Genomic DNA, 23,846 nt, shown 5'->3' on the forward strand with positions numbered 1-23,846 from the left:
AAGGAGCCGCCTTGAGCGGCTTTTTTGTTGAAGTTTCGGGGGGTATAGCTCAGCTGGGAGAGCGCTTGCATGGCATGCAAGAGGTCAGCGGTTCGATCCCGCTTACCTCCACCAAGTTGTCGATGTTGCAGTCCGGGTCCCCATCGTCTAGAGGCCTAGGACATCACCCTTTCACGGTGAGTACCGGGGTTCGAATCCCCGTGGGGACGCCAGCAGGCAGGATGCAGCACACCGTTTTAGGTCCCCATCGTCTAGAGGCCTAGGACATCACCCTTTCACGGTGAGTACCGGGGTTCGAATCCCCGTGGGGACGCCAGGCAAAGACCGGAGCAGACCACCGCGCATGCGCGGACAGGTGCTCCGGTTTTTCTTTTTGCGCCTACCAACCGACGCGCGTTCCACCATACCCGAACCCCAGCGGCGCCATGAAGGCCGGTGCGCGCGGTGCGCCCATGCCCAGGTATGCGGCATTGATCGCGGGGTCGAACATCGCATTGGCCGCCATGGCGCCCGCCATCGAACCCAGCGGCGCCTGCATGGCTTGCTGGCCAGGCAGCCCCAGCCCGAACGCGGTCGGCGCATCGGGCATGCCGGCGCCGGTGCGCAATGCGCCGGACTGGGTGACGCGGCGCCCGCTCCGGCGGATCAGGTCGAACAAGGCGTCGACCCGCTGCGCCGAGCGCATGCCGCCCTGCGCCTGCAGGGCCGGATGGTGCGCCAGCATCAGCGCCGCCAGCCCGGTCACGTGCGGCGCCGCCATCGAGGTGCCGTCCCAGGCGGCGAAATTGGCAGGCGGCACCGAGGAAACGATGGCCACGCCCGGTGCGCACACGTCGACTTCCGGCCCGAAGCAACTGAATTTCGCGGTGAAATAGCCCGAGGCATCGACGTCGGTGCTCAGCGTTTCGACGTGGTAGCTATCGCGCGGAAATTCGTCGAACTTGCCGATCGCCGCCACCGCCAGCACGTTGGGCGACGCCGCCGGATACTGCACCGGTCCGCCCGAATTGCCGGTGGCGGCAATGCAGGCGATCCCGGCCTGCTTGGCGCGCACGATGCGCTGCTCCAGCGCCGGCGACGGCGAGACGCCGCCCAGGCTCAGGTTGACCACGTCGATCTGCTGCTCGATGCAATAGTCGAGCGCTTCGATCAGCTGGCTGACTTGGCCGCCGGGGAACAGCTTGCAGACGTGGATCTCGGCCTCCGGCGCGAAGCCGTGGATGCCGAAGGTCGGGTCGGCGCCGCCGATGACGCCGCTGCAATGGCTGCCGTGGCCCAGCACGTCCTGGTTCCAGCTGTCCGGGTTCTTGCCGATGATGTCGACGCCGTTCTGGATGCGCTTCAGGTCCGGATGGCGGTTGTCCGCGCCGGAATCGATGACGGCGATCTTGACGCCCTGGCCGCGGAAGTTCGGCGGCAGCTGGTCGAGGCGCATGGCGCGCTGGCCCCAGCCGATCGCGCTGCGCTTGGGAAAGTCGGGCAGTTGCGGCCAGTCCGACAGCGGGCGCAGGCCGATCACGTTCGCCTCGTCGGTGCCGAGGTCGGGGTCGCGCTGGTAGAAGCTCCAGTAATCGGCGCGCGGCTTGACGTACACGCCGCTCACCATGTGCGGGGAGTCGCCGTACAGCGTCACCGTGACTTCGCCGCGTGCATCGGTCATGCCGCCGGCCGGCAGCAGGCCGCCGAACAGCGCCACCTCGGCGTCCGGCAGGGGCGTGCCGTCCTTGCCCAGCACCACCATGCGGAACGCCAGCGTGGCGCTGGCGCGCACCGCCAGCGAATTCACCATTGCCGGCTGGCGCGGCATGACTTCGTGCAGCAACAGATGCTGGTCGCGCTCGATCACCAGCTGGCCCTGCGTCTGCTGCTGCAGCGCGCGCGCCTTGTCGTCGGTCATGCGCGCCACCAGCGTGCCGCCGCCGGCGGCCGCGCCGATGCCCAGCGGGCCCATGCCGGCCGTACCGACGGTGCGCACCACGTCGATGTCGGGGTGGTCGTTCAACGCTTTTTCGACTGCCTGCAGCGACGGCGGCTGCAGCGCCGGCGATGGCATGCCGAACGGGCCGATTGCGGCCAGGCCGGGCGCCTGCTGGGGCGCCACCAGGAACTGCTTCTTGCGTTCGCCCACGCGGCGGCCGGGCGCTTCGTCCGCCCTGGCGCGCATGCCGCGCGCCGCCTCGCCGTCCGGCGGCGGGGGCGCTTCCTGGCCGCCGCCATCCGGCGCGCCGGGCTGTCCAGGCATTGGAGATTTGCCCATGTCTGCTCCTCGAAGGAGCGCCCCGGCAAGCGGCCGCGCGCTGGCGGCGGTGCCGGAGGCGTTCCGGGTAATGGTTGAGGACGGCGCTAGTCGAACAGCGACAGCGGCCGGTCCGGTTCGATCATCAACTGGTTGGCCGGCCGGAACGATGCCTCGAGCAGTTGCGCCGTATGGGCATCGGTCTCGACCACCACGGTATGCGGCTGCGCCTGCGGTCCGATCTTCTCGACCAGCCGCAGCGCCGGGATGGCATCGATGCCGGCGACAAAGGCCGCCAGGGCCGGCCCGTCGCCGACGGCATGGATGATGTAGCGGTTGGTGCCACCTGCGTTCTGCATGCGGATCTCCCTATGACCACGGTACGGCGCAGCGCCTGCGCGATCGATCAATGGATGGTGGCGCCGCCGCCGGGCGACTGCTGTGCGCCGCCCTGCAGTTGGCCGAACCCCTGCGCGTAAGGCTGGCCATACGCCTGGGCCATCGGATTGCCCTGGTAGGCCGGATACTGGCCCGGCTGGAACTGCTGCGCCCCGGCCTGGCCCTGCTGCGCCTGCAACGCTTGCTGCATGGCCAGTTGCTGCAGCTGGAAGGGATCGGCCGAGAACGGCAGCAGGCTGCCCAGCGCGGAGGACAGGCCGCCGATGGTGCTGCCCAACTGCTGGTTGCCGGCGATGCCGCCGATCAGGCCGCCGAGCGGGCGTCCCACCTGGCCGAGCGCGTCGCCCAGCCAGCCCTGCGGCGCCAGCTGGCCCTGCAACTGCTGGCCTTGCAATCCCTGTCCGACCTGCTGCGGTTGCTGGAATTGCTGTGGTTGCTGTTGCTGGAACTGCTGCGGTTGCTGCAGCATCTGCGGCTGCATGCCCTGCTGCGACTGCAGGTGGAATACCTGCTGCAATTGCTGGAGTACCTGCTGGACCTGTTGCAGCCGCTGCGCCACCCGCGAGCCCGGCGGCAGGGCCGAGGCGACCACCGGCAGCAGGCCGGCAAGGGTGTTCAGCAGCGTGACGGCGGTCTTGATGATGCCGATGTTGCCCAGCAGGCCGCCCAGCAGGTCGCCGGGCCAGGCTTGCGGCGCGATCTGGCCGCCGAAGGCCTGCTGTTGCCCGCCCTGGCCGAATGCCTGGCCGGGGCCGGCCGCCAGCGGCAGCAAGCCGCCGCCGATGCCGCCGGCATACTGCCCGATCTGGGCGCCCAGCTGCGGATTGTCGAACAGGCCGCCGATGGCGCGCCCGGCCAGCCCGCCCAGCGGCGCCCCGATCATGCCGCCCAGCCAACCTTGCGGCGACAGTTGTTGCTGTGGAAACGGTTGCTGTAGAAACTGTTGCGGTGCCAATGCCTGTCCGATGCCGAGCTGCTGAAATTCATTCATGATCGACTCCTCGTTCTGGATGCGGCCGTGGCCGGGCGCGCAGCGCCAAACGCGCTGGTCCGCTCCCGTGCCCGCGCACCACGATGCGGCCGCGATGAAGGAACACTCCCGCCGGTCGCCCGGCCGGAGCGGCGATGATGGCGGCGCTGCGTGCGCCGCCGGTCCTTGCCCGTGCAAGGGTGGCTGTTCGACCCGCGCTGCGCGGCGAAGTTTGTCGGAGGATGCGCCATGCAGGGTGGGTGTCGTGCGCCTTGTGCTGGCGCAGACGGAGCGCCGATCGCGTCTTTTACCTGTGCTGCCGGGCAGGGCGGGGCGCGCCCTTCTTGGAGCAGGGAAATCCGCTACAATGCCGTTCCCCGCCGCCGCTTTCTTCCCCTTCCATGCAGTCCACCCAAGGCTTTCCGCGTTCGCTCGCCATCTTCTGCAAGGTCGTCGACAACTTCGGCGACATCGGCATCTGCTGGCGCCTGGCGCGCCTGTTGCGGCACGAGCACGCCATCGCGGTCACGCTATGGGTCGACGACCTGCGCAGCTTCCGGCGCATCTGGCCGGCGGTGGACGCGGGCGCCGAGGTGCAGGAAGTCGACGGCGTGCAGGTGCGCCACTGGCGCGGCCAGGACGGCGGGTTCGATCCCGCCGGCGTGCCCGACATAGTGATCGAATTCTTCGGCGTCGAACTGCCGCCGGGCTACGTCGCGGCGATGGCGCGGCGCGATCCGCCGCCGGTCTGGATCAACTACGAGGGCTTGAGCGCCGAGGCATGGGTGGAAGGCTGCCACACACTGCCGTCGATGCACCCGCGCCTGAAGCTGACCAAGCATTTCTTCTTTCCCGGCTTTACGGCAAAAACCGGGGGGCTGCTGCGCGAAGCCGCGCTGCTGGACCAGCGCGACCGTTTCCGGGCCGACCCGGCGGCGCTGGACGCCTTCTTCGCGCAGCTCGGCTTGAGCGCACAGGAGATCGCCGCAGCGAAGGCCGGCCTCAGGGTCAGCCTGTTCTGCTATCCCGAGGCGCCGATCGACGGCCTGTTCGGCGCCTGGGAGGCGGGCGCACGCCCGGTGACCTGCCTGGTGCCGGAAGGCGTCGCCGCCGAGCGGGTCGCCGCCTTCTTCGGTGCGCCGGCCGTGCCCGGCGCCACGGCCACGCGCGGCGCGCTGACGCTGCGCGTGATCCCGTTCATGGCGCAGACCGACTACGACCGCCTGCTGTGGGCGTGCGACCTGAATTTCGTGCGCGGCGAGGACTCCTGGGTGCGCGCCCAGTGGGCCGGACGCCCATTCGTCTGGCACATTTATCCGCAAGATGAAAACTTGCATCATGTTAAACTTCGCGCGTTCCTGCAGATGGCTGCGGGAAGCGTCGAGAGTCTGATCGATTTTTCCCTGCGCTGGAATGGCGCGGCCGGGACGACCACGGACGAGCGGCCGGACTGGCCGGCGCTGTGGACGGCCCTGCAAGCCGACCTGCCGGCCATCGATGCCCGCGCCGCTGCATGGCAGGCGTCGATGTTGGCGAATGGCGACTTGGTGAGCAATCTGCTGCGCTTCGCCCGGTCGCTGCGGTAGGCGGCAGGCAAGGATCATGATATGATGCTCGATTACTGCAACTCCTTTTTTGGCCAATACTTCCTATGAAACCCGCAAAAGAAATCCGTGTCGGCAACATCATCATGGTCGATGAAAAGCCGTTTATCGTGCTGCGCTCTGACGTCAACGGCTCGAGCCGCACGGGCTTCACCTACAAGTGGAAGATGAAGAATCTTCTGACCAATGCACCGCTGGAGAACGTGTTCCGCGGCGACGACAAGTTCGACGTCGTCGTGCTGGACAAGAAGCCGGTGACCTACTCGTACTTCGCCGACCCGCTGTACGTCTTCATGGACGAAGAGTACAACCAGTACGAAATCGAAGAAGAAAACATGGGCGAAGCGATCAACTACCTGAAAGACGGTATGGAATGCGAAGCCGTGTTCTACGACGGCAAGGCGATCTCGGTCGAACTGCCGATCACCATCGCACGCCAGGTCATCTACACCGAGCCGGCCGTCAAGGGCAACACTTCGGGCAACGTCCTGAAGGAAGCCAAGCTGGAAAACGCGATCGAAGCCAAGCAGTTCACGATCCAGGTGCCGCTGTTCGTCAACCAGGACGACACCATCGAGATCGATACCCGCACCGCCGAGTACAAGCGCGTCGTGCGCAACTGATTGGTGTTCGTGACCGCATTCGCATGCGGTCCGATGAGAAAAGCGCTGCCTGTGGGCGGCGCTTTTTTTTCGCCCGTTTTGACTGGAGTATTACCATGTCCGACAAGGAATCATTGAACCCGGCCGCGCTCGATGCCTTGCGTGCGCGTTTCCAGCAGCAGTCGAACAAGGCGCAAAAATATTATGCCGTCATGCACGCGGCGCGCGGCGCATTGAAAAGCGACGAGGCGGCCGATGCCTGGATGAATGCGCCGCTGGCTGCCTGCGATGGCAAGACGCCGGCCGAGCTGGTGGCCGCCGGGCGCGAGCAGGAGGCGCTGGCGCTGGCAAACACGTTGACGCCGGGTGCGGCGCGCTGACATCCCGGGCCATGGATGCGTTCGTCGATGAGTGCGATGCCTGACTATGTCACGTCGACCCTGTATATCGGGTCGATACGCCATCTCTTTTGCTAGACGGATCGCATCGGCAACTTTACTGCTATCCTCCTTGATTATTTGATCGGAGGAATGCATGGAGCGCAGGGATTTCGTTCGCATCGGCATGGCGGCCGGTGTCGCCGGCGGCACCGCCGGCATCACACGACTGGCCGCAGCAGCCAACGGGGGCGTCAGCGGCCCCCTGCTGGAGGCCGGCGTCCAGGAACAGCAGGCGCATATGGCGGCCGGCAAGCTGACGGCGAAGGCGCTGGTGCAAGCCTACCTGGCGCGCATCGCCGCCATCGACAAGGCCGGCCCCGCCATCAACGCCGTCATCGAACTGAATCCCGACGCCGTGCGCATCGCCGAGGAACTCGACCGCGAACGCAAGGCGAACAAGCTGCGCGGCCCGCTGCACGGCATTCCCGTGCTCATCAAGGACAACATCGCCACCGCGGACAGGATGAGCACCAGCGCCGGTTCGCTGGCGCTGGCCGGCGTGCGCGCCAGCCGCGACGCCTTCGTGGCGGAGTGCCTGCGCGCCGCCGGTGCCGTCATCCTCGGCAAGACCAACCTGTCCGAATGGGCCAACATGCGCTCGACCCACTCGATCAGCGGCTGGAGCGGGCGCGGCGGCCTGACGCGCAATCCGTATGCGCTCGACCGCAACACCAGCGGCTCCAGCGCCGGTTCCGGCGCGGCCATGGCGGCCAGCCTGGCGACGCTGGCGATCGGTACCGAGACCGACGGCTCGATCGTCTCGCCGTCGTCGATCTGCGGCATCGTCGGCATCAAGCCGACCCTGGGCCTGGTCAGCCGCAGCGGCATCGTCCCGATCGCGCATTCGCAGGACACCGCCGGCCCGATGACGCGCAGCGTCGCCGACGCCGCGCTGCTGCTGGACGCCATCGCCGGCCCCGATGTGCACGATGCCGAGACGCGCAACGCCCCCGGCAAGCCGGCCGGCTATGTGCAGGCGCTGCGCAAGGACGGCCTGCAGGGCAGGCGCCTGGGCGTGGCGCGCAACTTCTTCGGCGATGGCGCCGCCGATGCCGTCGTCGAGCAGGAGCTGGCGCTGCTGAAGGCGCAGGGCGCGATCCTGGTCGACGTCAAGCTGCCGAATACCGACAAGTACGGCGACAGCGAACTGGAAGTGCTGCTGGGCGAATTCCGCCCCGACCTGGAAGCCTGGCTGGCGGCGTATGCTCCCCATGCGCCGGTGAAGACCATGGCCGACGTCATCGCCTTCAACCAAAAGAACGCGGCGCGCGAACTGAAGCACTTCGGCCAGGAACACCTGGTCGCGGCCCAGGCCAAGCCGGGGCTGGACGACAAGGCGTACCGCGAGGCGCTGGCCAACAACCGCCGCTACGCGCGCGAGGAAGGCATCGACCGGATCATGCGGGAAGAGCGCCTGGACGCGCTGGTGGCGCCCACCGGCGGCACGGCCTGGCTCACCGACTACATCAACGGCGACCATTACGGCGCCAGCTTTTCCTCGCCGGCGGCGGTGGCAGGCTATCCGCACATCACGGTGCCGGCCGGCTACGTGCACGGCTTGCCGGTCGGGCTGTCGTTCGTCGGCGGGGCCTGGAGCGAGGCGACGCTGATCGGCATGGCCTACGCCTACGAGCAGGCCAGCCGGCGCCGGCGCGCGCCGGGCTTTCCGGCGACGGTCAACGTCGCCACCTGAAAAAATGGTCGGCGCGCAGGCGCTGCGCACCGCCATGCGCTGCCGGCATCAGCAGGCGGTCGGGCGCAGGCGCTCGACCTCGAGGCCGAACAGCGGACGCAGGTGCGTGCCGAACACGTTGCCGCAAAAGGCGGCGACCAGCCACAGCCAGCCGTGCAGGCTGCCCGAGACGATGCCGCTGAAGTAGGCGCCGATGTTGCAGCCGTAGGCCAGGCGCGCGCCATAGCCGAGCAGCAGGCCGCCCGCCACCGCTGCCAACAGCGAACGCAGCGGCAGGCGCCACACCGGCGCATAGCGGCCGGCCAGCGCCGCCGCCAGCATCGCGCCCAGCACGATGCCGATGTCCATCACCGAGGTCACGTCGTGCGACAGCGGCGCCGCCAGCGCGGCGGCGTTGGCCTTGGTCGACCAGTAGGCCCAGCCCGGGGTGTCGATGCCGATCGCCGCAGCGGCCTTGGCGCCCCACAGCGCGAACGCCGAGGTCACGCCCCACGGCCGGCCGGATAGCGCCAACGTGGCGAAATTCAGCAGTACCAGCGCCAGCGCGCCGGCCGCCAGCGGCCATGGGCCGTGCAGCCACGGCGAGGTATGTTTCGGCTGCACGTGGGAGGCCACCAGGCGACCGTGGCGGCGCTTCTCGACCAGCACGGTGACGGCGGCGATCACTGCGAACACGATCCAGTTCAGCAGCAGCGCCGGCGCCAGGCCGAGCGTCTTGACCAGGGAAATCGGCTTGAGTTGCGGCAGCGCCGTCCAGAACGGCATGTGCGCGGTAGCGATCACCGAGCCCGCGATGAAGGCGATCAAGGTCACGATCATGCGCGTGCTGCCGCCGCCCACCGTGTACAGGGTGCCGGAGGCGCAGCCGCCGCCCAGCTGCATGCCGATGCCGAAGAGGAAGGCGCCCACCACCACCGAGGTGCCGGCCGGCGAGACCAGGCCGGTGACCGGGTTGCCGAACAGGGTGCCGGCCGCCAGCGCCGGAAAGAACAGGGCGACGCCGACGGCCAGCATCAGCATCTGCGCGCGCAGGCCGGCGCCGCGGCCGTCGGCGATGAACACGCGCCAGGCCGAGGTGAAGCCGAAGGCGGCGTGGTACAGGGCCACGCCGAGCAGGGCGCCGACCACGTACAGCGCTGACTGGCGCGCGCCGACGCCCTGGGCGAGATACACCGCGCCGAGCGCGATGAGGGTCAAGGACACGCCGAGCGGACCCGGGTTGACGGCGGCGCGGCGGGGGAGCGGCAGGGAAGCGGAATCGGGCATGGGAATGTGAACACTGTAAAACGCAATCGGTCATTGTCGCGCGTTTCCGGCTTTCCTGCAGGGTCAGGGGCTGCCGGCGCCGCCTTTGCGCACCCAGACGAATGCGCACACCGCCGCCGCCGCCGCGCAGGCGCTGCACACCGTCATCGCCAGGTGGAATGCCGCCAGCAGCGCCTTGCCATGCGCCGTCAGCACCGCGCCCAGCAGGGCGGTGGCGATCAGGCCGCCGCCGCGCGCCACGGCGCTGTTGAAGCCGGAGGCGATGCCGGTGTGGCTGCCGTCCACCGAGGACAGTACCGCGGTCGTCAGGGGCGACGCCACGCAGGCCATGCCGATGGCGATCGTCAGGATCGCCGGCAGCACGGTGCCCGCGTAGCCGCCCGGGCCGATGCGCGTGCCGAGCAGGAAGCCGCCGGCCACGACCAGGGCGCCGACCGCCAGCGGCAGGCGCGAGCCGATGCTGCCGGCCAGCCGGCCCATCAGCGGCGAACCGAGCGCCAGCACCACCGGGAACGGCAGCAGCGCCGCGCCGGCCTGCTGCGCCGAGTAGCCGAGCGCCTGGATCAGCGTGTAGGGCACCAGCACCATGAAGGCGCCGAGCGCGCCGTACAGCAGGAAGGTCATCAGGTTCAGGCCGGAAAACCCGTTCGCGCGGAACAGCGACAGCGGCAGCATGGCGCGTTCCCCGGCGCGCCGCTCGGCCAGCACGAAGGCCGCCAGGATGGCGGCGCCGGCCAGCAGCGCCAGGCCGGAGGCGAGCGTCAGGCCCTTGTCGGCCGAGGCCGCGGCCAGGCCCCAGGTGAGCGACCCCAGGCCCAGGCTGGCCAGGACGGCGCCGGCGGGATCCAGCGCGGCCGGCTTGGAGTCGGCGGGCGGCCGGACGAAACGCCAGCCCATGAACAGCGCCAGCGCTGCGATCGGCAGGTTGATGGTGAAGATGGCGCGCCAGCCGACGGCGTCGATCAGCCAGCCGCCCAGCAGCGGACCGAGGGCGCCGGCGGCGGCGCCCGCCGCGGCCCAGATGCCGATCGCGCGCCCGCGCGCCTTGCCCTCGAAGGTGGCGCCCAGCACCGCCAGGCTGTTCGGCATCAGCATGGCGGCGCCGACGCCCTGCAGCACCCGCCCGCCGACCAGCAGCCACAAGTTGGGCGCCAGCGCGCACAGCAGCGATGCCAGCGCGAACACCGCGATGCCCGCCAGTAGCAGCCGGCGCCGGCCGAAGCGGTCGCCGGCGGCGCCGCCCAGCAGCAGCAGGGCGCTCAGGGGCAGCAGGTAGCCGTTCACCACCCACGACAGGTCGGCGCCCGCGCCACCCAGTTCGTGTCCGATGGTGCTCAGGCCGACGTTCACCACCGAGCCGTCGATGAAGGCCAGGCTGGTCGACAGGATCGACGTCGCCAGCACCAAGTTCGGATGGGCGCTGCGCGTCGACGCCGGCGCGGGCGATGCGCTTTCCGCCAGCGGGCGGTCGCAGTTGGCGGGCAGGTTGCTCATGGGTGTGGCGCGGCCTGGCGGGCCTTGTCGAACACCGGCCCCCACAGAGGGTGGCCCTGCTCGCCGGGGTCGAGGGTGAATGACGGATCGAGCCGCAGCGCCCGGTCGAAGGCCTGGCGGCACTGCGCCGCGCGCGCGCTCACGCAATAGCTGAAGGCAGTGTACTTCAGCGCTTCCAGGCGGGTGGCTTGCGGGCCGCCGGCGACGTCGCGCGCCGCCAGGCGCCGGATGGCGCCGTTGAAGTCGCCGTCGCCGTACAGGCGGATGCCTTCGCGCAGGCCGGCCTCGCTGGCGGCGTTGCCGGCCATGGCGTCGCTGCGCTCGCGCGCCGGCGCCGCCTGGCGTTTCAGGACATCGGCGGCCTTGGGGTGGGAAGGCGTGCGGGCGCGTCGCGTATCGAGGATCGGGTCGCCGCTGCAGGCGGCGAGCACGGTTGCGGCCAGCAGCGCGCACAGCAGCCCGGCGGCGCGCGGCGGGACGGTCCGCGTCCGTCCGCGCTGGCCGGTCGTCGCTGGGTGCTGGCTGGTCTGGTGCATGGCGCCTCCGTGGTGGGTCATTCGGCGGCGAAGTCGACCGTGATGCGGCCGTCGCCTTCGGCGGTATCGACTTCGAGCGCGCGTTCCTGGAAATTCGGATTGGCGATGCGGATGGTGTGGCGTCCCGGCGCCAGCGTCACGCGCTTGAGCGGCGGACTGACGCCGCGTTCGGCGCCGTCCACATAGACCACGCCCCACGGCTGGATCTGCAGCCGGTAGGCGGCGCCGCCGTTGGGGACGGGCGCTTCGGATGCCGGCTGCGCCGCCGAAGACGCGGCGGCCGGCCGCTCCGGCGCGGCGGCCGGTGCAGGGGCGGGATTGACGCTGCCGGCGTTGCGCGGTGCGCCGGGCTGCAACGGCGGCATGGGCGCCTTGGCAGTTGCGGGCGCCGGGAACGGTGTTGGCGTGGCCGCCATGTTGCCGCTCGCCGGCTGGCCGGCGGCTGCCGCGGGCGTTGCCGGCGCCGTCGCCGTACCGCCTTGTGCAACAGTGCTCGCTGACGTAGTGGGCGGCGCCGCGGACGGCGCGGCGGACGGCGCCTGGTCGGTGCCCGTCCCGGCGCTGCCGGTGGCAGATGTGCCAATGTCAGGCGTACCGGCGGCCGGCACGCTGGCGGCTGGCGTACCGGTACCCGGCACGGTTCCGGCGTCCTCCACCGGTGCCGGTGCCCGGCCGGCAGGCGTGGACGGTCCCTTGCCGCGCCATCCGAGGTACCCGGCCAGCACGATGGCCACCAGCACGGCCGCGCCCACGGCCAGGCTCCAGGGCCGGCGCTGCGCCTGCGGTGCGCGGCCGGCGTTGGCCTTGCCGGCCTGCAGCGGCGGCGGCGGGATGCCGACCGCGACCGAAGGGGATGTCGAGGCCGACAGCGGCGGGATGACGGCGGCTGTCTCCAGCGGTGCCGGGCTGGAGGGGCGCAGCGGTTGCGGTACCGGCCCGTCGTCCGTCGAGGAAGCCGGCCGTGCGGATGCCGCATCGGCAGCGGGTACGGACGGCGCATCCGCGGCCGGTCCCGCTTGCGCGGGCTTGATCAGCTGCGCCGGGACGGCGGGCGGCGCCGTGTCGCCGGATCGGGCGGCATCGGCCAGCGGCGCAGTATCGGGTACGGGTACGGGCACGGGCGCAGTATCGGGTACGGGCGCGGGCGCCGGGTCGGGAACCTGTGCCATCCCGGTTCGTGCGGAAGCGTCGCTTTCCTGCGCCGGTGCGTCCGGCCGGGGTGCACCGTCGTCCGGGTCCGCCGCCGCATCCAGTTCTGCGATGATGGCATCCAGCTGCGCCGCCGGATCCGGCTCCAGGGCATCGGCCGGCGCAGGCTCGTCGTCCGGTATCGGCCCCAGGTCGGCCGGATCGATCGCATCGAGGTCCAGGCCGGGCAGGTCCAGTCCGGCCGGCGCAGGCGGCGGCGCCGGCGTCTCGACCGCCGCGATGCCGAGCAGCCCGCGCAGTTCGCCGATGCCGTGCGGACGCTCCCCGGGATCGGGCGACATGCAGCGGTCGATCGCCGTCAGCAGCGGTTCGCCGTAGCCGGGCAGGTCGCGTCCGCGCAACGGTCCTTGCGGCAGCAGTTCCCGGGTGATGGCGTAGTGGATGACGCCGGCCAGGGCATGCAGGTCTTCTTCTACCGCGGGCCGTACGTCGCTGAGGAGCAGGGGCAGCAGCAGCGGCGCACCGTTGTCGTGGATGGCGACGGTGTCGGGCGTGATGGCGCGGTGCGGCATGCCCATCGCGGTCTGCATGTCGATCGAGCGCAGCAGCTGGCGGATGAGCTTGTAGCACCAGGCCTCGTCGATCCGTCCGGGATCGTGCTCGACGATGTCCCTGACGGTGTTGCCGATGGAAGCCGCGTGGTCCGGGCCGGTATTGGTTGGGCTGGTCATCTCGTCGATCTGGTTGCGTAGCAAAATCATGCCAGAATAACAGGAAAGTTGTCGGATTTCAGCCCAACCGTGCGCCGTGGTGCCGGCGCCGGTCCCTTGTCGCGCTCCCGCTCAGGGCGTAATGAAACGCATCCGGAAATTGCGTCCCTTGACGCTGCCGTAGTCCGCACCCAGCGGATTGCCGGCGCTCAGGCGCGCGAAGGCCTGCTCGGCCACGTCGCGCGCCAGCGCCACGTAGCTGGCGAATTCGAGGATGTGGATCTTGCCGACCTGTTCCTTGGTCAGGCCGCCGTCGTTGGTCAGCGCGCCCAGCAGGTCGCCCGGGCGCAGCTTGTCCTTCTTGCCGCCGGCGAAGCACAGCGTGACCATCGGCGCCGGTTCCACCACGCCGGCGTCGCCATCGAGCTCGTCCAGCGGATGCCAGGACGCGGGCGCGCCCTGCATGTCCTCGATGGCGCGCACGAAGCGCTTTTCGTTGGGCGCGCACAGCGACAGCGCCAGGCCGCTCTCGCCCGCGCGGCCGGTGCGCCCGACCCGGTGCACGTGCACTTCCGGGTCCTTGGAGACGTCGACGTTGATCACCGCTTCCAGGCCGGCGATGTCGATGCCGCGCGCCGCCACGTCGGTGGCGACCAGCACCGAACAGCTGCGGTTGGCGAACAGCACCAGGGTCTCGTCGCGGTCGCGCTGCTCCAGTTCGCCGTACAGCGCCAGAGCCGAAAAGCCCTGCTGCTGCAGGTAATCGGCCACTTCGCGGCAGCGCGCCTTGGTGTTGCAGAAGGCGATCGCCGACGCCGGGCGGTAGTGGCGCAGCAGGCGCGCCACGGCGGCGTCGCGGCCGTCGAAGCCGATCTCGTAGAAGCGCTGTTCGATCTGGGCCGGCGCATGTTGCGTCTCGACCGCGATCTCCTGCGGATCGGTGAGGAAGTGGACGGTGGCTTCGCGGATGTCGTCCGGGTAGGTGGCCGAGAACAGCAGGGTCTGGCGATAGCTGGGGCAATCGCGCACGATGCCGGCGATCTCGTCGTAGAAACCCATGTCGGTCATGCGGTCGGCCTCGTCCAGCACCAGCGTGTGCAGGCGCGCCAGGTCGAGGGTGCGGCGTTGCAGGTGGTCGCGCACCCGGCCCGGGGTGCCGACCACGATGTGGGCGCCGAATTCGAGGCTGGCGATCTGCGGGCGCATCGGCACACCGCCGGTGAGCGTGACCACCTTGACGTTGCCGATGCCGCGCGCCAGGCGGCGCAGTTCGCCGGCGACCTGGTCGGCCAGTTCGCGCGTCGGGCACAGCACCATGCCCTGCACTGCGAACAGCGTCGGGTTCAGCTTGAGCAGCATGCCGATGCCGAAGGCGGCGGTCTTGCCGCTGCCGGTCTTGGCCTGGACGATCAGGTCGCGCCCGGCCAGCGCCGCGGGCAGGGCGGATGCCTGCACCGGCGTCATCTGGCGGTAGCCGAGCTGGGACAGGTTCGCGAGGAAGCGCTCCTCGAGCTGGAGCGAGGAGAAGGCGGTATCTTGCATGGTGAAATCCGCGTGCGCGGTGGTGAAATCAGGCCGGCTGCCAGATCGGCAGGCCGGTCAGGTCGAGGTTCGGATCGCGCTTCCAGACCGGCAAGCCGGAGGTGTCGGTTTCTTCCAGGAGCTGCAGCTGCTCCTGCTTGAGCGCGACCCGGCGCGGGCGGGGCGTGGCGCGTTTCGGCGCGTCCGTATGCGCATCGGTGTCGGCAACGGCAACGCCTTCATCCCGTGCCGGTGTTTCCAGGCCCGGCAAGTCGAAGGTGGCGTTGTCTTTCTTGTCTCTCATTGATGCGCGGGCCAAAACACAAAGCCCGGCTGCAAGAGCGAACCCCGATGATCGAGGCCCTCTGGAGTCGGGCTTGTACACTACGAAACTGGTTGCGGGGACAGGATTTGAACCTGTGACCTTCGGGTTATGAGCCCGACGAGCTGCCAGACTGCTCCACCCCGCGTCTGTTGATGCCATTGTAGCGCAAGCGGGACGGCAATGCAAATCGGGAAAGTGCGCGGGTGGCCACGGCCGGGTAGATCCGTCGTCCCCGCGGAGGCGGGGAGCCATGCTGAACATCGGAACCCGCGACTTCGGAGATGCCGCAGTCTTTCTTGATGCCTGGGTCTTGGAAGCCGGGTATGGGTCCCCGCCTGCGCGGGGACGACGGTATTCAGGCCACGCGCAGGCGCCACAGCGAGGTCACCTCTTGCGAGCGCGCCGCCGCCAGCGGGTCGTCCGGGTCGCTCGCCTTCGGGTGCACCGGACGGATGTCGTGGCGGCCGGCCACCTGCAGGCCGGCGCCGGCGATCCAGCCCAGCAGCTGCGCGCGCGAGCGCAGGCCGAGGTGCTCGGCCAGGTCGGACAGGATCAGCCAGCCTTCGCCCTGTTCCAGCAAATGGTCCTTCAAGCCCGCCAGGAAGCCCTTGAGCATGCGGCTGTCCGGATCGTAGACCGCGTACTCGATGGCCGAGCTCGGCTTGCCCGGCAGCCAGGGCGGATTGCACACCACCAGGCCGGCGCGGCCCGGCGGGAACAGGTCGGCGCGCACCACCTCGACCTGCGCCGCCAGCCCGAGGCGTGCGATGTTGGCGCGCGCGCAGCCGAGCGCGCGCTCGTCCATGTCGGTGGCCACGACGCGCTGCAGGCCGCGCCGCGCCAGCACCGCCGACAGCACGCCGCTGCCGGCGCCGATGTCGAAGGCGAGCGCCGCCGCTGGCGACCCCGGACGCGGCAGCGGCGCCTGCGCCACCAGTTCCACGTATTCGCCGCGCACCGGCGAGAACACGCCGTACCAGGGGTGAATGCGCTCGTCCAGCGCGGGAATGAACACGCCCTTGCGGCGCCACTCGTGCGCGCCGATCAGGCCGAGCAGCTCGCGCAGCGAGGCCACGATGGGTTCGTGCACGGCGCCGTACGCTTCCAGGCAGGCGTCGCGCACGTCCGGCGCGCGCCGCAGCGGGATGCTGCAATCGGCCTCGAACGGGATCAGCAGCAGCGCCAGCACGCGCGCGCGCTGCAGCTGCGACAAGCGGTGGCGGTGGAACTGCTCGGTCAGGGTGGCGGCGGGTTTGGCAGGCTTGGCGCGCTTGCCGCGGCCGCCCTTGTGGTCGAGGCGCCGCATCAGCGCCTGCAGCAGCTGGCGCGCGTTCTGGAAGTCGCCGCGCCACAGCAGGCCGGTGCCGTCCAGCGCCAGGCGCCAGGCGGTGTCGGCGCTCATGGTGTCGTCGGCGATGACGACCTTCTTCGGCGCCGGCCAGCCGCTTTCGGAGCGCCAGCGCGCAGTGCGTTGCTCGCCGTCCTCGGTCCAGGCCAGCAGTGCAAAGGCGCCATCGGCGCCGGCGGGTTCGCCCGTCGGCATGTTCGCTGGAGTAGTCACCGGGCGCCGCTCAATGATGGTGGTGCCAGTGGGCGTCGTTCGACTCGACGAAGGATTTCACCGCGTCCGGGTTGCCGGTCGCGTGGCGCTTGATTTCGCCGCAGCCGCAGATGCCCTGGTAGGGCTGGATGTGCGAGCAGGCCGAGACTTTCTGCAAGAAGACCTTGACCGGCTTGTCGCACTTGGCGCACTTGAAGGTTAGGATACGGGCGGGTTTGGACATGGTTCTGTACCGGAAGGGAGGGATGAGCCGCAGCGCGGAAAAGGCGGGCATTTTAGCACCGGGGACGACGCCGCACCGCGGCGCCCATCGTGCCGCTCACTGCACGCTGATCGAACTGCTGCCGCCCCCGTTCGGCCGCACCAGCACCCTGGTGGCGATCCGTTCCGTCATCTCCTGCACGTGCGAGATCACGCCCACCTTGCGGCCCAGCGACTGCAGCGCGTCCAGGGCGTCCATCGCCACGCCCAGCGTCTCGCTGTCCAGGCTGCCGAAGCCTTCGTCGATGAACAGCGACTCGACCTTGACCCGGTTCGACGACAGCGAGGCCAGCCCGAGCGCCAGCGCCAGCGACACCAGGAAGGATTCGCCGCCGGACAGCGAGTTCACCGAGCGCACCTCGCCGCCCATGTCCTGGTCGCGCACCATCAACGCCAGCGACGGGCCGCCGGCGCCGGCCACGCGCTCCAGGCGGTAGCGCCGCGCCAGCTGGGACAGGTGGCGGTTGGCGTAGCCGAGCAGCACGTCGAGCGTGAATTGCTGGGCGTAGTTGCGGAACTTCTTGCCGTCGGCGGAACCGATCAGTTCCGCCAGCCTGGCCCAGCGTTCCTCGACGGCGCGCTGGCGCTCGATCTCGTCCAGCATCGAACGCGCGCGCTCGCGCCGGTGGTCGTCCTCGCGGATGCGCAGCATCAGGCCGGTAGCGCCGTCGTGGGCGGCGCAGCGCTCGCGTTCGGCGCCGTCGACGGCCTGCTGCAGCTCGTCGATGGCGGTGTCGGCCAGGTCCGGCTGCGCCGCGTCGGCAGCCGAAGGCGGCGCCGCCTCCCGGTGCTGGCGCAGGCGCGCGCGGCGCTCGGCCAGCACGGCGCCGGCCTGGCGCGCCGCACCGTCCAGTTCCAACAGCAATGCGCGTTCCTGCGACATCCAGGCCGCGCCCACCGCCAGCAGCTCGGCCAGGTGGCGCTCGTCCGCCAGGGGTTCCAGGGCCGGGCCGGTGGCGTCGAAGTCCTCGATCCATTGCACCAGGCGCGCTGCGGTGTCGGCGGCGGCCTGCTGCAGGTCGGCGCCGCGCTGGCGCGCGCGTTCCTGCGCCTCGCGCACGCGCGCTTCCAGCTGGACGGCCTGCAGGCTGGCGGCCTGGCCGGCGTCGAGCGCCGCGCGCGATGCAGCCACGTCGGCCGCCAGCGCGCCCTCGACCTCGCGGGCGGGCCGGCCGTCGAACAGCGCGCCGCGTTCGCGCCGCTGCTGCTCGCGCTCGGCATCGATGCGTGCGAACTCGGCGCGCGCATCGAGCAGCCGCTGCGCCGCCATTGCGGCGCGTTCCTGCGCAGCCGCGTGCCCGGCCTCGAGCGCGCCGCGCTCTGCCTCCAGCTGTCCGAGGCGCGCCGATTGCGCGTTCCAGTCGGCGGCAGCGCGCGCGCGCGCCTGGCGCCAGCCCTCCGGATCGCTGCGCCATTCGTCTTGCCAGGCGGGGCCGCAGGCTTGCGCCAGCACCGGGTCCAGTTCGGCCAGCGCCGCGGCCAGGGCGGTGCCGGCGGCTGCGCGCGTCGCCGCCAGCGCGGCACTTTCGGTGTCCAGGCTTGCGCGCAGCGCCTGCGCGGTCTGGGCGTCCTGCGCCAGGCGCGCGTGCGCGCGCTGGGCGGCGTCCCAGGCCTGGCCGGCGGCGTCGCGCGCCTGCTCGGCGCGGCGCAGCGCCGCTTCGCGCGCGTCGAGCGCATCGACGGCGGCGCGCAGCGCGTCCTGCCGGGCCGCCAGCCAGGCGTCGCGGCGGGCCGCCGCCGCGGCGCCTGTAGCGGTCGGCGAGTTATCCGCAGGCGCATCCGCCCGGGCGTTGCCGCCGGCATCGGCACTGCCGGCCAGCTCGGCCGCCAGCGGGCTGGCCGCAAGCTCGTCTTCCAGTTGCTCGATGGCTTCGTGCAGGGCCGGACGCTCCTCGGCCAGTGCCTGCAGGCGTTCGCCGGCGGCCACGATGGCGGCGTCCAGCCGTGTCTGCTCGTCGCGGTTGGCGCGCTGCTCGCGGCGGCGCGCGCCGACTTCGCCGGCCAGCGCGTCGAGCACCGTGTGCAGGCGCGCTTCCTGGTGCCGGTACGGATGGTCTTCGCTGCCGCACACCGGGCAGGGTGCGCCGTCGGCCAGGTTGGCGCGCAGGCTTTCCGCGCCGCCGGCGCAGGCCAGCTGGGCCGCTTCCAGCAGGCGCTCCGACTGGGCCAGCGTCGCGTCGACGACGGCGCCGGCCGCGCGCGCCGTCTCCAGCGCCCGTGCCGCGGCGGCGCGCGCTTCGTCCTGGCGCGCGGCCTGGGCGTCGAGCCGGGCCAACTGCCCATGCGCCGCCGCCAGGCCGTTGCTGGCGGCGCCGAAGGCGGCCAGGCGTTCGCGCCGGGTTTCCAGTGCGCGCCGTTCGCCGCGCAGGCCGTCGGCATCGACTTCCAGCAGCGCCGCAGCGGCCTGGCGCCGGGCGGCGTCGCGTTGGTCGAGCTGCGCGGCGGCGCCGGCCAGGTCGGCCGTGATCGTCTGCGCCGCGGCGGCGGCGCGCGTCAGGCCGGCGCGCGCGTGCGCCAGCGCGGCGGCGCTGTCGGCGTCGCGGCGCGCGTCGCCCTGCGCCTGTACCAGCCGTTGTTCCCAGCGCGCCCATTGCGTGGCCAGGTCTTGCAAGCCGGCGTGCGCCGCCAGCCAGGCGCGGGTGTCGGTCAGGGCGTTCGCCGCGGCGTCGCGCTGCGCGCTCCTGGCGGCGCAGGCGCTGGCGGCCTGTCCGGCGTCGAGAACGGCGCCGTCGCGCGCGGCGCGCGCCTTGTCGTGGGCGCTCGCCAGCGCCGCCAGCGTGGCGTCGAGCGCCTTGGCGCGGTCCAGTTGCGGCCCTTGCGCCTGGAGCGCTTCCTCGGCCCGCGCCAGCCGGCGTTCGGCTTCCCGGCGCGCCCCGGCCGCGGCTTGCTGCGCCTCCAGCGCGCGCGCCAGTTCGCGCTCGCCGTTTTCCAGTGCGGATTCGGCTTGCTGCCGTTCGTGCGCCAGGCGCTGCAGGTCGGCCACCAGCGGACGCGCCGGCTGCACCGCGTCGAGCGTGGCCAGGCGCCGCCGCCGCGCGCCGCCCTCGGCGTTGGCGGCATCGGCCTGCGCCAGCGCCTGCGCGGCCTCGAGCTCACCCTGGCGCAGGCGCTCCAGCTCCTGGCGCCATTGCAGGCGCAGCTGCAGCGCCGCGCGCCGTGCTTCCAGCAGGTTCGATGCCGCCTGGGCGGCGCCGTATTCTTCGTCCAGCGCGCTGCGCGCCTCGGGCGCCATGGGCGCCTGGTCCTGCAGGCGCGCGCTCAGGCGGCGCATCGCTTCCTGCTCGCTGCGCCAGCGTTCGAAGGCGCGCCGCGAGATCTCGCTGTAGACGGCGCTGCCGGTGAGCGTCTCCAGCAGCTCGCCGCGCTCGTTCTCGTCGGTGCGCAAAAAGGCCGAGAATTCGTTCTGCGCCAGCAGCACCGAGCGCGTGAACTGCTCGAACGAGAGTCCGATGCGGCCTTCGATCTCGGCCAGCACCTCGGTCTTGGTGCCGCCCAGCGCCGCCAGTTCCGGCAGCCGCTGCAGGCTCATGCCGGACGGCTGCAGCGCGCCGCCGGCGCGGTTGCGCGAACGGCGCACGCTCCAGCGCGCGCGGTAGCGGCCGCCGTCGTTGCCCACGAAGTCGACCTCGGCGTGGGCTTCGGCGGCGCCGCGCCGCAGCAGCGTGCGCCGGTCCTGCACCGACAGCAGGTCGGTGCCGACGTCCGGCAGCAGGTTGCCGGCGCGCGGTCCCTTCAGCAGGCGCGGCGTGGCGTCGTACAGGGCCAGGCAGAGGGCGTCGAGCAGCGTGCTCTTGCCGGCGCCGGTCGGGCCGCTGATGGCGAACAGGCCGCTCGACGCCAGCGGCTCGCTTTCGAAATCGACCTCGAACTCGCCGGCCAGCGAGGCCAGGTTCTTGCCGCCGATGCGCAGGATCTTCATTTGCGGCCTTTCGCACCCGCCGCGGCGGCATCGCCATCCTGCGGCAGCATCAGTTCGGCAAAGGCAGACAGCTGGTCGTCCGGCGCCTCGTCGCCGAAGCGCTGGCGCCACAGGCGGCGGAAGATGTCGTCCGGCTGCAGCTGCGCCAGCTGGTCGAGCGTGAGGGCGGCATCGGCCTCGTCCGCGGCCACGGCGCGCCGGCTCGGCTCGATCTTGGCCAGGCGCACCGGCTTGTCGGCGATGGCCGCTTCGACCTGGGCGCGCAGGCCCGGTTCCGGACCGTCCAGCAGCACCCGCACTTCGAGGTAGGGGCGGGCGTGCTCGGGCAGGTCGGGCAGGTCCAGGCTCACCAGTTCGGCGAGCGCTTCCTTCAGCGGGGCCGGCCTGGCCGGCACGCGCAGCAGCGCCACCGCGCGCGGCACCGGCAGCGGCACGATGGCGCGCGCGGCGCCGTCTTCCAGGTCGATGCGCAGCACCTGGTGCTGGTAGCCGACCTCGGCGAACGACAGCGGCAGCGGACTGCCGCTGTAGCGCAGGTGCTCCTGTTTGCCGACGCGCTGGGCCAGGTGCAGGTGGCCGAGGGCGGCGTAGGCGATCGACGGATCGAACATCGACGCCGGCAGCGCCTCGGTGCCGCCGATCACGATGCGGCGCTCGGAATCGGGCGAGGCATCGCCGCCGACCATGTGGCAGTGGCCCATGGCGACGATCGCCTGGCCCGCGGTGCAGCGGGCGCGCGCCAGCGCATAGGCTTGCCGGTAGAGCAGGGCGATGCCCTGCAGGTAGGCGTCGTGGACGCCGCCGGCGCCCGATTCGTCCGCCGCGGCCTGGCCGCCCGCCGCGCCGTCGCCGGCCGCCCCGTCCATATCGGTTGCCGCGCCGGTATCGGCAGGTGCGCCAGGCGCCGGCACGCGCGGCACGTCGCCCGGACGCAGGAACGGGATCGCCACGCACCAGGCCGCGATTGCGCCCGCCTTGTCGGTCAGCGGCACCAGGAAGCGTTCCAGGTCGATCGCGCCATCCGCGCCGCGCGTCACGTGGCCGACCACGCGCGTGCCGTGCGCTTCCAGCAACGGTCCCGGCGCTTCCAGGCGCCCGGCCGAGTCGTGGTTGCCGGCGATGACGACGATGTCGAGCTGCGGCGAGCGGGCGCGCGCCTGCTGCAGGAAGCGGTACAGCTGGCGCTGCGAGGCCGCCGACGGGTTGGCGTTGTCGAAGATGTCGCCGGCGATCAGCAGCGCGTCGATCTCCTCGGCCACGATGGTGTCGAGCAGCCAGTCGAGAAAGCGCTGGTGCTCCCAGGTCCGGTCGAAATTGTGCAGGGTCTGGCCGAGGTGCCAGTCGGAGGTGTGCAGCAGCCGCATGGGATCGATGAGCAGGAGATGCGCCGGGCCGGCGCGGTGGATGAGCCAGGGCGTCCACTATAGCGCAGACCGGGGCGGCGGTGTGCGGGGCGATGGCGTTTCGCCGGGCCCACTACAATCGTCCCATGAGCGAACCGATCCTTTCCATCGGCGCCGCGCGCGCCCTGCACCTGGCGGCCCAGGGCATGCTGCAGGCGCGCCGCGCCCGCGCCACCCCTGGCGACGTGCTGGCCGCGATCCGCCGCATGGGCGTGCTGCAGATCGACACCATCAGCGTGGTGGCGCGCAGTCCTTACCTGGTGCTGTGGAGCCGCCTGGGCGACTACGATCCGTGCTGGCTGGACGCGCTGCTGGAGCAGGGCCGGCTGTTCGAGTACTGGGCGCACGAAGCCTGCTTCATCCCGGTCGAGGATTACGGGCTGTACCGGCACCGCATGATCGATCCCGGCTCGCTCGGCTGGAAATACGCGGGCGCCTGGATGCGCGAGCACCCGGACGAGGTCGAGCGCGTATTGGAGCACATTCGTACCCATGGCCCGGTGCGCTCGGCGGATTTCGTGCGCGAAGATGGCAAGGCCGGCGGCTGGTGGCAATGGAAGCCGCAGAAGCGCGCGCTCGAGGTGCTGTTCACGACCGGCCGGCTGATGATCGCGCGCCGGCAGCAGTTCCAGCGTGTGTACGACCTGGCCGAACGCGTGCTGCCGGGCTGGGACGACGCCGATATGCCGTCGCTGGACGCCGCCCGGCGCGCCCTGGTCCTGCAGGCGGTCAAGGCGCTGGGCGTGGCCAGGGCGGCCTGGATTGCGGACTACCACCGCACCCGGCCGCCGCACACCGATGCGCACGCGCTGGCCGATGCCGGCCTGCTGCTGCGTGTCCGGGTCGAAGGCTGGCGCGATGCGCTGTTCGTGCATCCGGACCATGCCCCGCTGCTGGAACGCGCCGCCGCCGGCGCCTTGACGCCGTCCGTCACCAGTCCGCTGTCGCCGTTCGACCCGATCGTCTGGGACCGGCGCCGCGCGGCCGAGCTGTTCGGCTTCGACTACCGGCTGGAGTGCTACACGCCGGCGCACAAGCGCCGCCACGGTTATTTCACGCTGCCGTTGTTGCGCCGCGGCGCGCTGGTGGGGCGGGTCGACGCCAAGGCGCACCGCAAGCAGGGCGTGTTCGAGCTGAAGGCGCTGGCGCTGGAGCCGGGCGTGCGCACCGGCGGCCGCCTGGCCGGCGACCTGGCCAGCGCCTTCCTGCGCTGCGCACGCTGGCACGCTTGTTCGCAGGTGACCCTGGTGCAGGCCGAGCCGGAAGCCTTCGCCGGGCCGCTGCGGGCGGCATTGGCGGCGCTGGCGCCGCCGCGCGCGTGTTAACGATCGCCGGTGCTGCTGCGCAGCCAGTCGCGCCCGCGCCCATCCATGGCCGCGGCGATGACCTCGGCCGGCAGGCTGTACACGGTGGCCCAGGTGGCGCGGCCGTCGGGCGCGTTGGAGGGAAAGCTGGTGGTCTCGATCGGCCAGTGGTACTTGCGTTTCAGGGTACGCACGATGGCGGCCAGCGTGACGCGGCCGCGCAGTGGTTCGGCGCCGGCCTGGTCGGCATTGGACAGGAGGATCGCGAGTACGGCGCCGCGTGCGGTGCGCGGGCCGGGGAAGATGGGAAGCTTGCTTGGCATGCCCTTATTTTAGCCGGCGCGGCGGATTGGCAACACCTTTACCGATGAGCGATCGGCAAGCCGGCCCAAGTGGCTTGCTGGGTTCCCGGTTTGAGCTAGATCAAATGCCGGATGGGCAAGCAACTTACAC

General features: G+C 71.2%; 19 protein-coding genes and 4 tRNA genes. 8 read left to right on the top strand and 15 right to left on the bottom strand.

Features of this window, described 5'->3' with window-relative positions; all coding sequences use genetic code 11:
• Positions 1–38: 38 nt before the first annotated feature.
• The 3 genes from HH212_RS16660 (at position 39) to HH212_RS16670 (ending at position 316) form a co-directional block, all read left to right on the top strand.
• Positions 39–114: transfer RNA gene (locus HH212_RS16660), tRNA-Ala, on the top strand.
• 22 nt (positions 115–136) lie between these two features.
• Positions 137–212, top strand: a tRNA-Glu gene (locus tag HH212_RS16665).
• A 28-nt stretch (positions 213–240) separates the two neighbouring features.
• Positions 241–316, top strand: a tRNA-Glu gene (locus HH212_RS16670).
• A 63-nt stretch (positions 317–379) separates the two neighbouring features.
• Here the strand turns inward: HH212_RS16670 and HH212_RS16675 are convergent.
• From HH212_RS16675 to HH212_RS16685, 3 genes are all read right to left on the bottom strand, one after another.
• Complete coding sequence (locus tag HH212_RS16675) at positions 380–2,257, bottom strand: S8 family serine peptidase (protein WP_229217313.1); 1,878 nt, start codon at positions 2,255–2,257, stop codon at positions 380–382.
• A gap of 86 nt (positions 2,258–2,343) precedes the next feature.
• Positions 2,344–2,595, bottom strand: coding sequence for a hypothetical protein (locus tag HH212_RS16680; protein WP_170203491.1), 252 nt, complete (start codon positions 2,593–2,595; stop codon positions 2,344–2,346).
• A gap of 47 nt (positions 2,596–2,642) precedes the next feature.
• The gene (locus tag HH212_RS16685) at positions 2,643–3,626 is read right to left on the bottom strand and encodes a hypothetical protein (RefSeq protein WP_170203492.1); all 984 of its coding nucleotides are present in this window, start codon (positions 3,624–3,626) and stop codon (positions 2,643–2,645) included.
• A gap of 380 nt (positions 3,627–4,006) precedes the next feature.
• Here HH212_RS16685 and earP point away from each other — a divergent pair, with 380 nt between their 5' ends.
• The 4 genes from earP to HH212_RS16705 all read left to right on the top strand — a co-directional run bounded on the left by earP (position 4,007) and on the right by HH212_RS16705 (position 7,944).
• Positions 4,007–5,191 carry an elongation factor P maturation arginine rhamnosyltransferase EarP gene (gene earP / locus HH212_RS16690; RefSeq protein ID WP_170203493.1) on the top strand — a complete coding sequence of 395 codons (1,185 nt, stop codon included), beginning with the start codon at positions 4,007–4,009 and terminating at the stop codon, positions 5,189–5,191.
• Between the two features lie 65 nt (positions 5,192–5,256).
• A complete protein-coding gene (locus tag HH212_RS16695) occupies positions 5,257–5,832 on the top strand; it encodes an elongation factor P (RefSeq protein ID WP_170203494.1) in 576 nt (191 codons plus the stop codon).
• 95 nt (positions 5,833–5,927) lie between these two features.
• Positions 5,928–6,191 carry an antitoxin Xre/MbcA/ParS toxin-binding domain-containing protein gene (locus HH212_RS16700; RefSeq protein WP_170203495.1) on the top strand — a complete coding sequence of 88 codons (264 nt, stop codon included), beginning with the start codon at positions 5,928–5,930 and terminating at the stop codon, positions 6,189–6,191.
• A gap of 154 nt (positions 6,192–6,345) precedes the next feature.
• Complete coding sequence (locus tag HH212_RS16705) at positions 6,346–7,944, top strand: amidase (protein WP_170203496.1); 1,599 nt, start codon at positions 6,346–6,348, stop codon at positions 7,942–7,944.
• A 48-nt stretch (positions 7,945–7,992) separates the two neighbouring features.
• Here HH212_RS16705 and HH212_RS16710 read toward each other — a convergent pair whose 3' ends face one another.
• The 11 genes from HH212_RS16710 to HH212_RS16760 all read right to left on the bottom strand — a co-directional run bounded on the left by HH212_RS16710 (position 7,993) and on the right by HH212_RS16760 (position 22,050).
• Complete coding sequence (locus tag HH212_RS16710) at positions 7,993–9,210, bottom strand: YeeE/YedE family protein (RefSeq protein ID WP_170203497.1); 1,218 nt, start codon at positions 9,208–9,210, stop codon at positions 7,993–7,995.
• Between the two features lie 63 nt (positions 9,211–9,273).
• Positions 9,274–10,704, bottom strand: a complete 1,431-nt coding sequence (locus tag HH212_RS16715; RefSeq protein ID WP_170203498.1) for an MFS transporter — start codon at positions 10,702–10,704, stop codon at positions 9,274–9,276.
• On the bottom strand, positions 10,701–11,240 hold the full coding sequence (locus HH212_RS27415; protein WP_229217314.1) for a TssQ family T6SS-associated lipoprotein: 540 nt from the start codon (positions 11,238–11,240) through the stop codon (positions 10,701–10,703). Before HH212_RS27415 ends, HH212_RS16715 begins: the two co-directional genes overlap by 4 nt.
• Positions 11,241–11,257: 17 nt before the next feature.
• Complete coding sequence (locus HH212_RS16725; RefSeq protein ID WP_211172352.1) at positions 11,258–13,150, bottom strand: hypothetical protein; 1,893 nt, start codon at positions 13,148–13,150, stop codon at positions 11,258–11,260.
• An 81-nt stretch (positions 13,151–13,231) separates the two neighbouring features.
• Positions 13,232–14,641: an ATP-dependent RNA helicase DbpA gene (dbpA, locus tag HH212_RS16730; RefSeq protein WP_170203499.1), complete on the bottom strand. Its 1,410-nt coding sequence runs from the start codon at positions 14,639–14,641 to the stop codon at positions 13,232–13,234.
• 28 nt (positions 14,642–14,669) lie between these two features.
• Complete coding sequence (locus HH212_RS16735) at positions 14,670–14,924, bottom strand: hypothetical protein (RefSeq protein ID WP_170203500.1); 255 nt, start codon at positions 14,922–14,924, stop codon at positions 14,670–14,672.
• Positions 14,925–15,013: 89 nt separating this feature from the next.
• A tRNA-Met gene (locus tag HH212_RS16740) sits at positions 15,014–15,090 on the bottom strand.
• Positions 15,091–15,300: 210 nt separating this feature from the next.
• Complete coding sequence (locus HH212_RS16745) at positions 15,301–16,488, bottom strand: methyltransferase (RefSeq protein WP_170203501.1); 1,188 nt, start codon at positions 16,486–16,488, stop codon at positions 15,301–15,303.
• A 28-nt stretch (positions 16,489–16,516) separates the two neighbouring features.
• On the bottom strand, positions 16,517–16,729 hold the full coding sequence (locus HH212_RS16750; RefSeq protein WP_170203502.1) for a hypothetical protein: 213 nt from the start codon (positions 16,727–16,729) through the stop codon (positions 16,517–16,519).
• Between the two features lie 96 nt (positions 16,730–16,825).
• Positions 16,826–20,686 (bottom strand): AAA family ATPase, encoded by a 3,861-nt coding sequence (locus HH212_RS16755; RefSeq protein ID WP_170203503.1) that lies wholly within the window; start codon positions 20,684–20,686, stop codon positions 16,826–16,828.
• Positions 20,683–22,050 (bottom strand): exonuclease SbcCD subunit D C-terminal domain-containing protein, encoded by a 1,368-nt coding sequence (locus HH212_RS16760; protein WP_170203504.1) that lies wholly within the window; start codon positions 22,048–22,050, stop codon positions 20,683–20,685. The genes HH212_RS16755 and HH212_RS16760 overlap by 4 nt, the downstream gene beginning before the upstream one ends.
• Before the next feature lie 125 nt (positions 22,051–22,175).
• Here HH212_RS16760 and HH212_RS16765 point away from each other — a divergent pair, with 125 nt between their 5' ends.
• Complete coding sequence (locus tag HH212_RS16765; protein WP_170203505.1) at positions 22,176–23,414, top strand: winged helix-turn-helix domain-containing protein; 1,239 nt, start codon at positions 22,176–22,178, stop codon at positions 23,412–23,414.
• On the opposite strand, the gene HH212_RS16770 is transcribed toward HH212_RS16765, so the two are convergent.
• Complete coding sequence (locus HH212_RS16770) at positions 23,411–23,716, bottom strand: hypothetical protein (RefSeq protein ID WP_170203506.1); 306 nt, start codon at positions 23,714–23,716, stop codon at positions 23,411–23,413. The two genes, HH212_RS16765 and HH212_RS16770, sit on opposite strands and share 4 nt — an antisense overlap.
• Positions 23,717–23,846 lie beyond the last annotated feature (130 nt).

Source organism: Massilia forsythiae (assembly GCF_012849555.1).
GTDB classification, from domain to species: Bacteria; Pseudomonadota; Gammaproteobacteria; order Burkholderiales; family Burkholderiaceae_D; genus Telluria; species Telluria forsythiae.

Bases quoted from the DNA above. Each gene is read 5' to 3' on its own strand.
- HH212_RS16715 (WP_170203498.1), bottom strand. From the start codon at position 10,704: ATGAGCAACCTGCCCGCCAACTGCGACCGCCCGCTGGCGGAAAGCGCA.
- HH212_RS16710 (WP_170203497.1), bottom strand. From the start codon at position 9,210: ATGCCCGATTCCGCTTCCCTGCCGCTCCCCCGCCGCGCCGCCGTCAAC.
- HH212_RS16680 (WP_170203491.1), bottom strand. From the start codon at position 2,595: ATGCAGAACGCAGGTGGCACCAACCGCTACATCATCCATGCCGTCGGC.
- HH212_RS16705 (WP_170203496.1), top strand. From the start codon at position 6,346: ATGGAGCGCAGGGATTTCGTTCGCATCGGCATGGCGGCCGGTGTCGCC.
- HH212_RS16765 (WP_170203505.1), top strand. From the start codon at position 22,176: ATGAGCGAACCGATCCTTTCCATCGGCGCCGCGCGCGCCCTGCACCTG.
- HH212_RS16750 (WP_170203502.1), bottom strand. From the start codon at position 16,729: ATGTCCAAACCCGCCCGTATCCTAACCTTCAAGTGCGCCAAGTGCGAC.
- HH212_RS16770 (WP_170203506.1), bottom strand. From the start codon at position 23,716: ATGCCAAGCAAGCTTCCCATCTTCCCCGGCCCGCGCACCGCACGCGGC.
- HH212_RS16700 (WP_170203495.1), top strand. From the start codon at position 5,928: ATGTCCGACAAGGAATCATTGAACCCGGCCGCGCTCGATGCCTTGCGT.
- HH212_RS16735 (WP_170203500.1), bottom strand. From the start codon at position 14,924: ATGAGAGACAAGAAAGACAACGCCACCTTCGACTTGCCGGGCCTGGAA.
- earP (WP_170203493.1), top strand. From the start codon at position 4,007: ATGCAGTCCACCCAAGGCTTTCCGCGTTCGCTCGCCATCTTCTGCAAG.
- HH212_RS16685 (WP_170203492.1), bottom strand. From the start codon at position 3,626: ATGAATGAATTTCAGCAGCTCGGCATCGGACAGGCATTGGCACCGCAA.
- dbpA (WP_170203499.1), bottom strand. From the start codon at position 14,641: ATGCAAGATACCGCCTTCTCCTCGCTCCAGCTCGAGGAGCGCTTCCTC.
- HH212_RS16760 (WP_170203504.1), bottom strand. From the start codon at position 22,050: ATGCGGCTGCTGCACACCTCCGACTGGCACCTCGGCCAGACCCTGCAC.
- HH212_RS27415 (WP_229217314.1), bottom strand. From the start codon at position 11,240: ATGCACCAGACCAGCCAGCACCCAGCGACGACCGGCCAGCGCGGACGG.
- HH212_RS16745 (WP_170203501.1), bottom strand. From the start codon at position 16,488: ATGCCGACGGGCGAACCCGCCGGCGCCGATGGCGCCTTTGCACTGCTG.
- HH212_RS16675 (WP_229217313.1), bottom strand. From the start codon at position 2,257: ATGGGCAAATCTCCAATGCCTGGACAGCCCGGCGCGCCGGATGGCGGC.
- HH212_RS16755 (WP_170203503.1), bottom strand. From the start codon at position 20,686: ATGAAGATCCTGCGCATCGGCGGCAAGAACCTGGCCTCGCTGGCCGGC.
- HH212_RS16725 (WP_211172352.1), bottom strand. From the start codon at position 13,150: ATGATTTTGCTACGCAACCAGATCGACGAGATGACCAGCCCAACCAAT.
- HH212_RS16695 (WP_170203494.1), top strand. From the start codon at position 5,257: ATGAAACCCGCAAAAGAAATCCGTGTCGGCAACATCATCATGGTCGAT.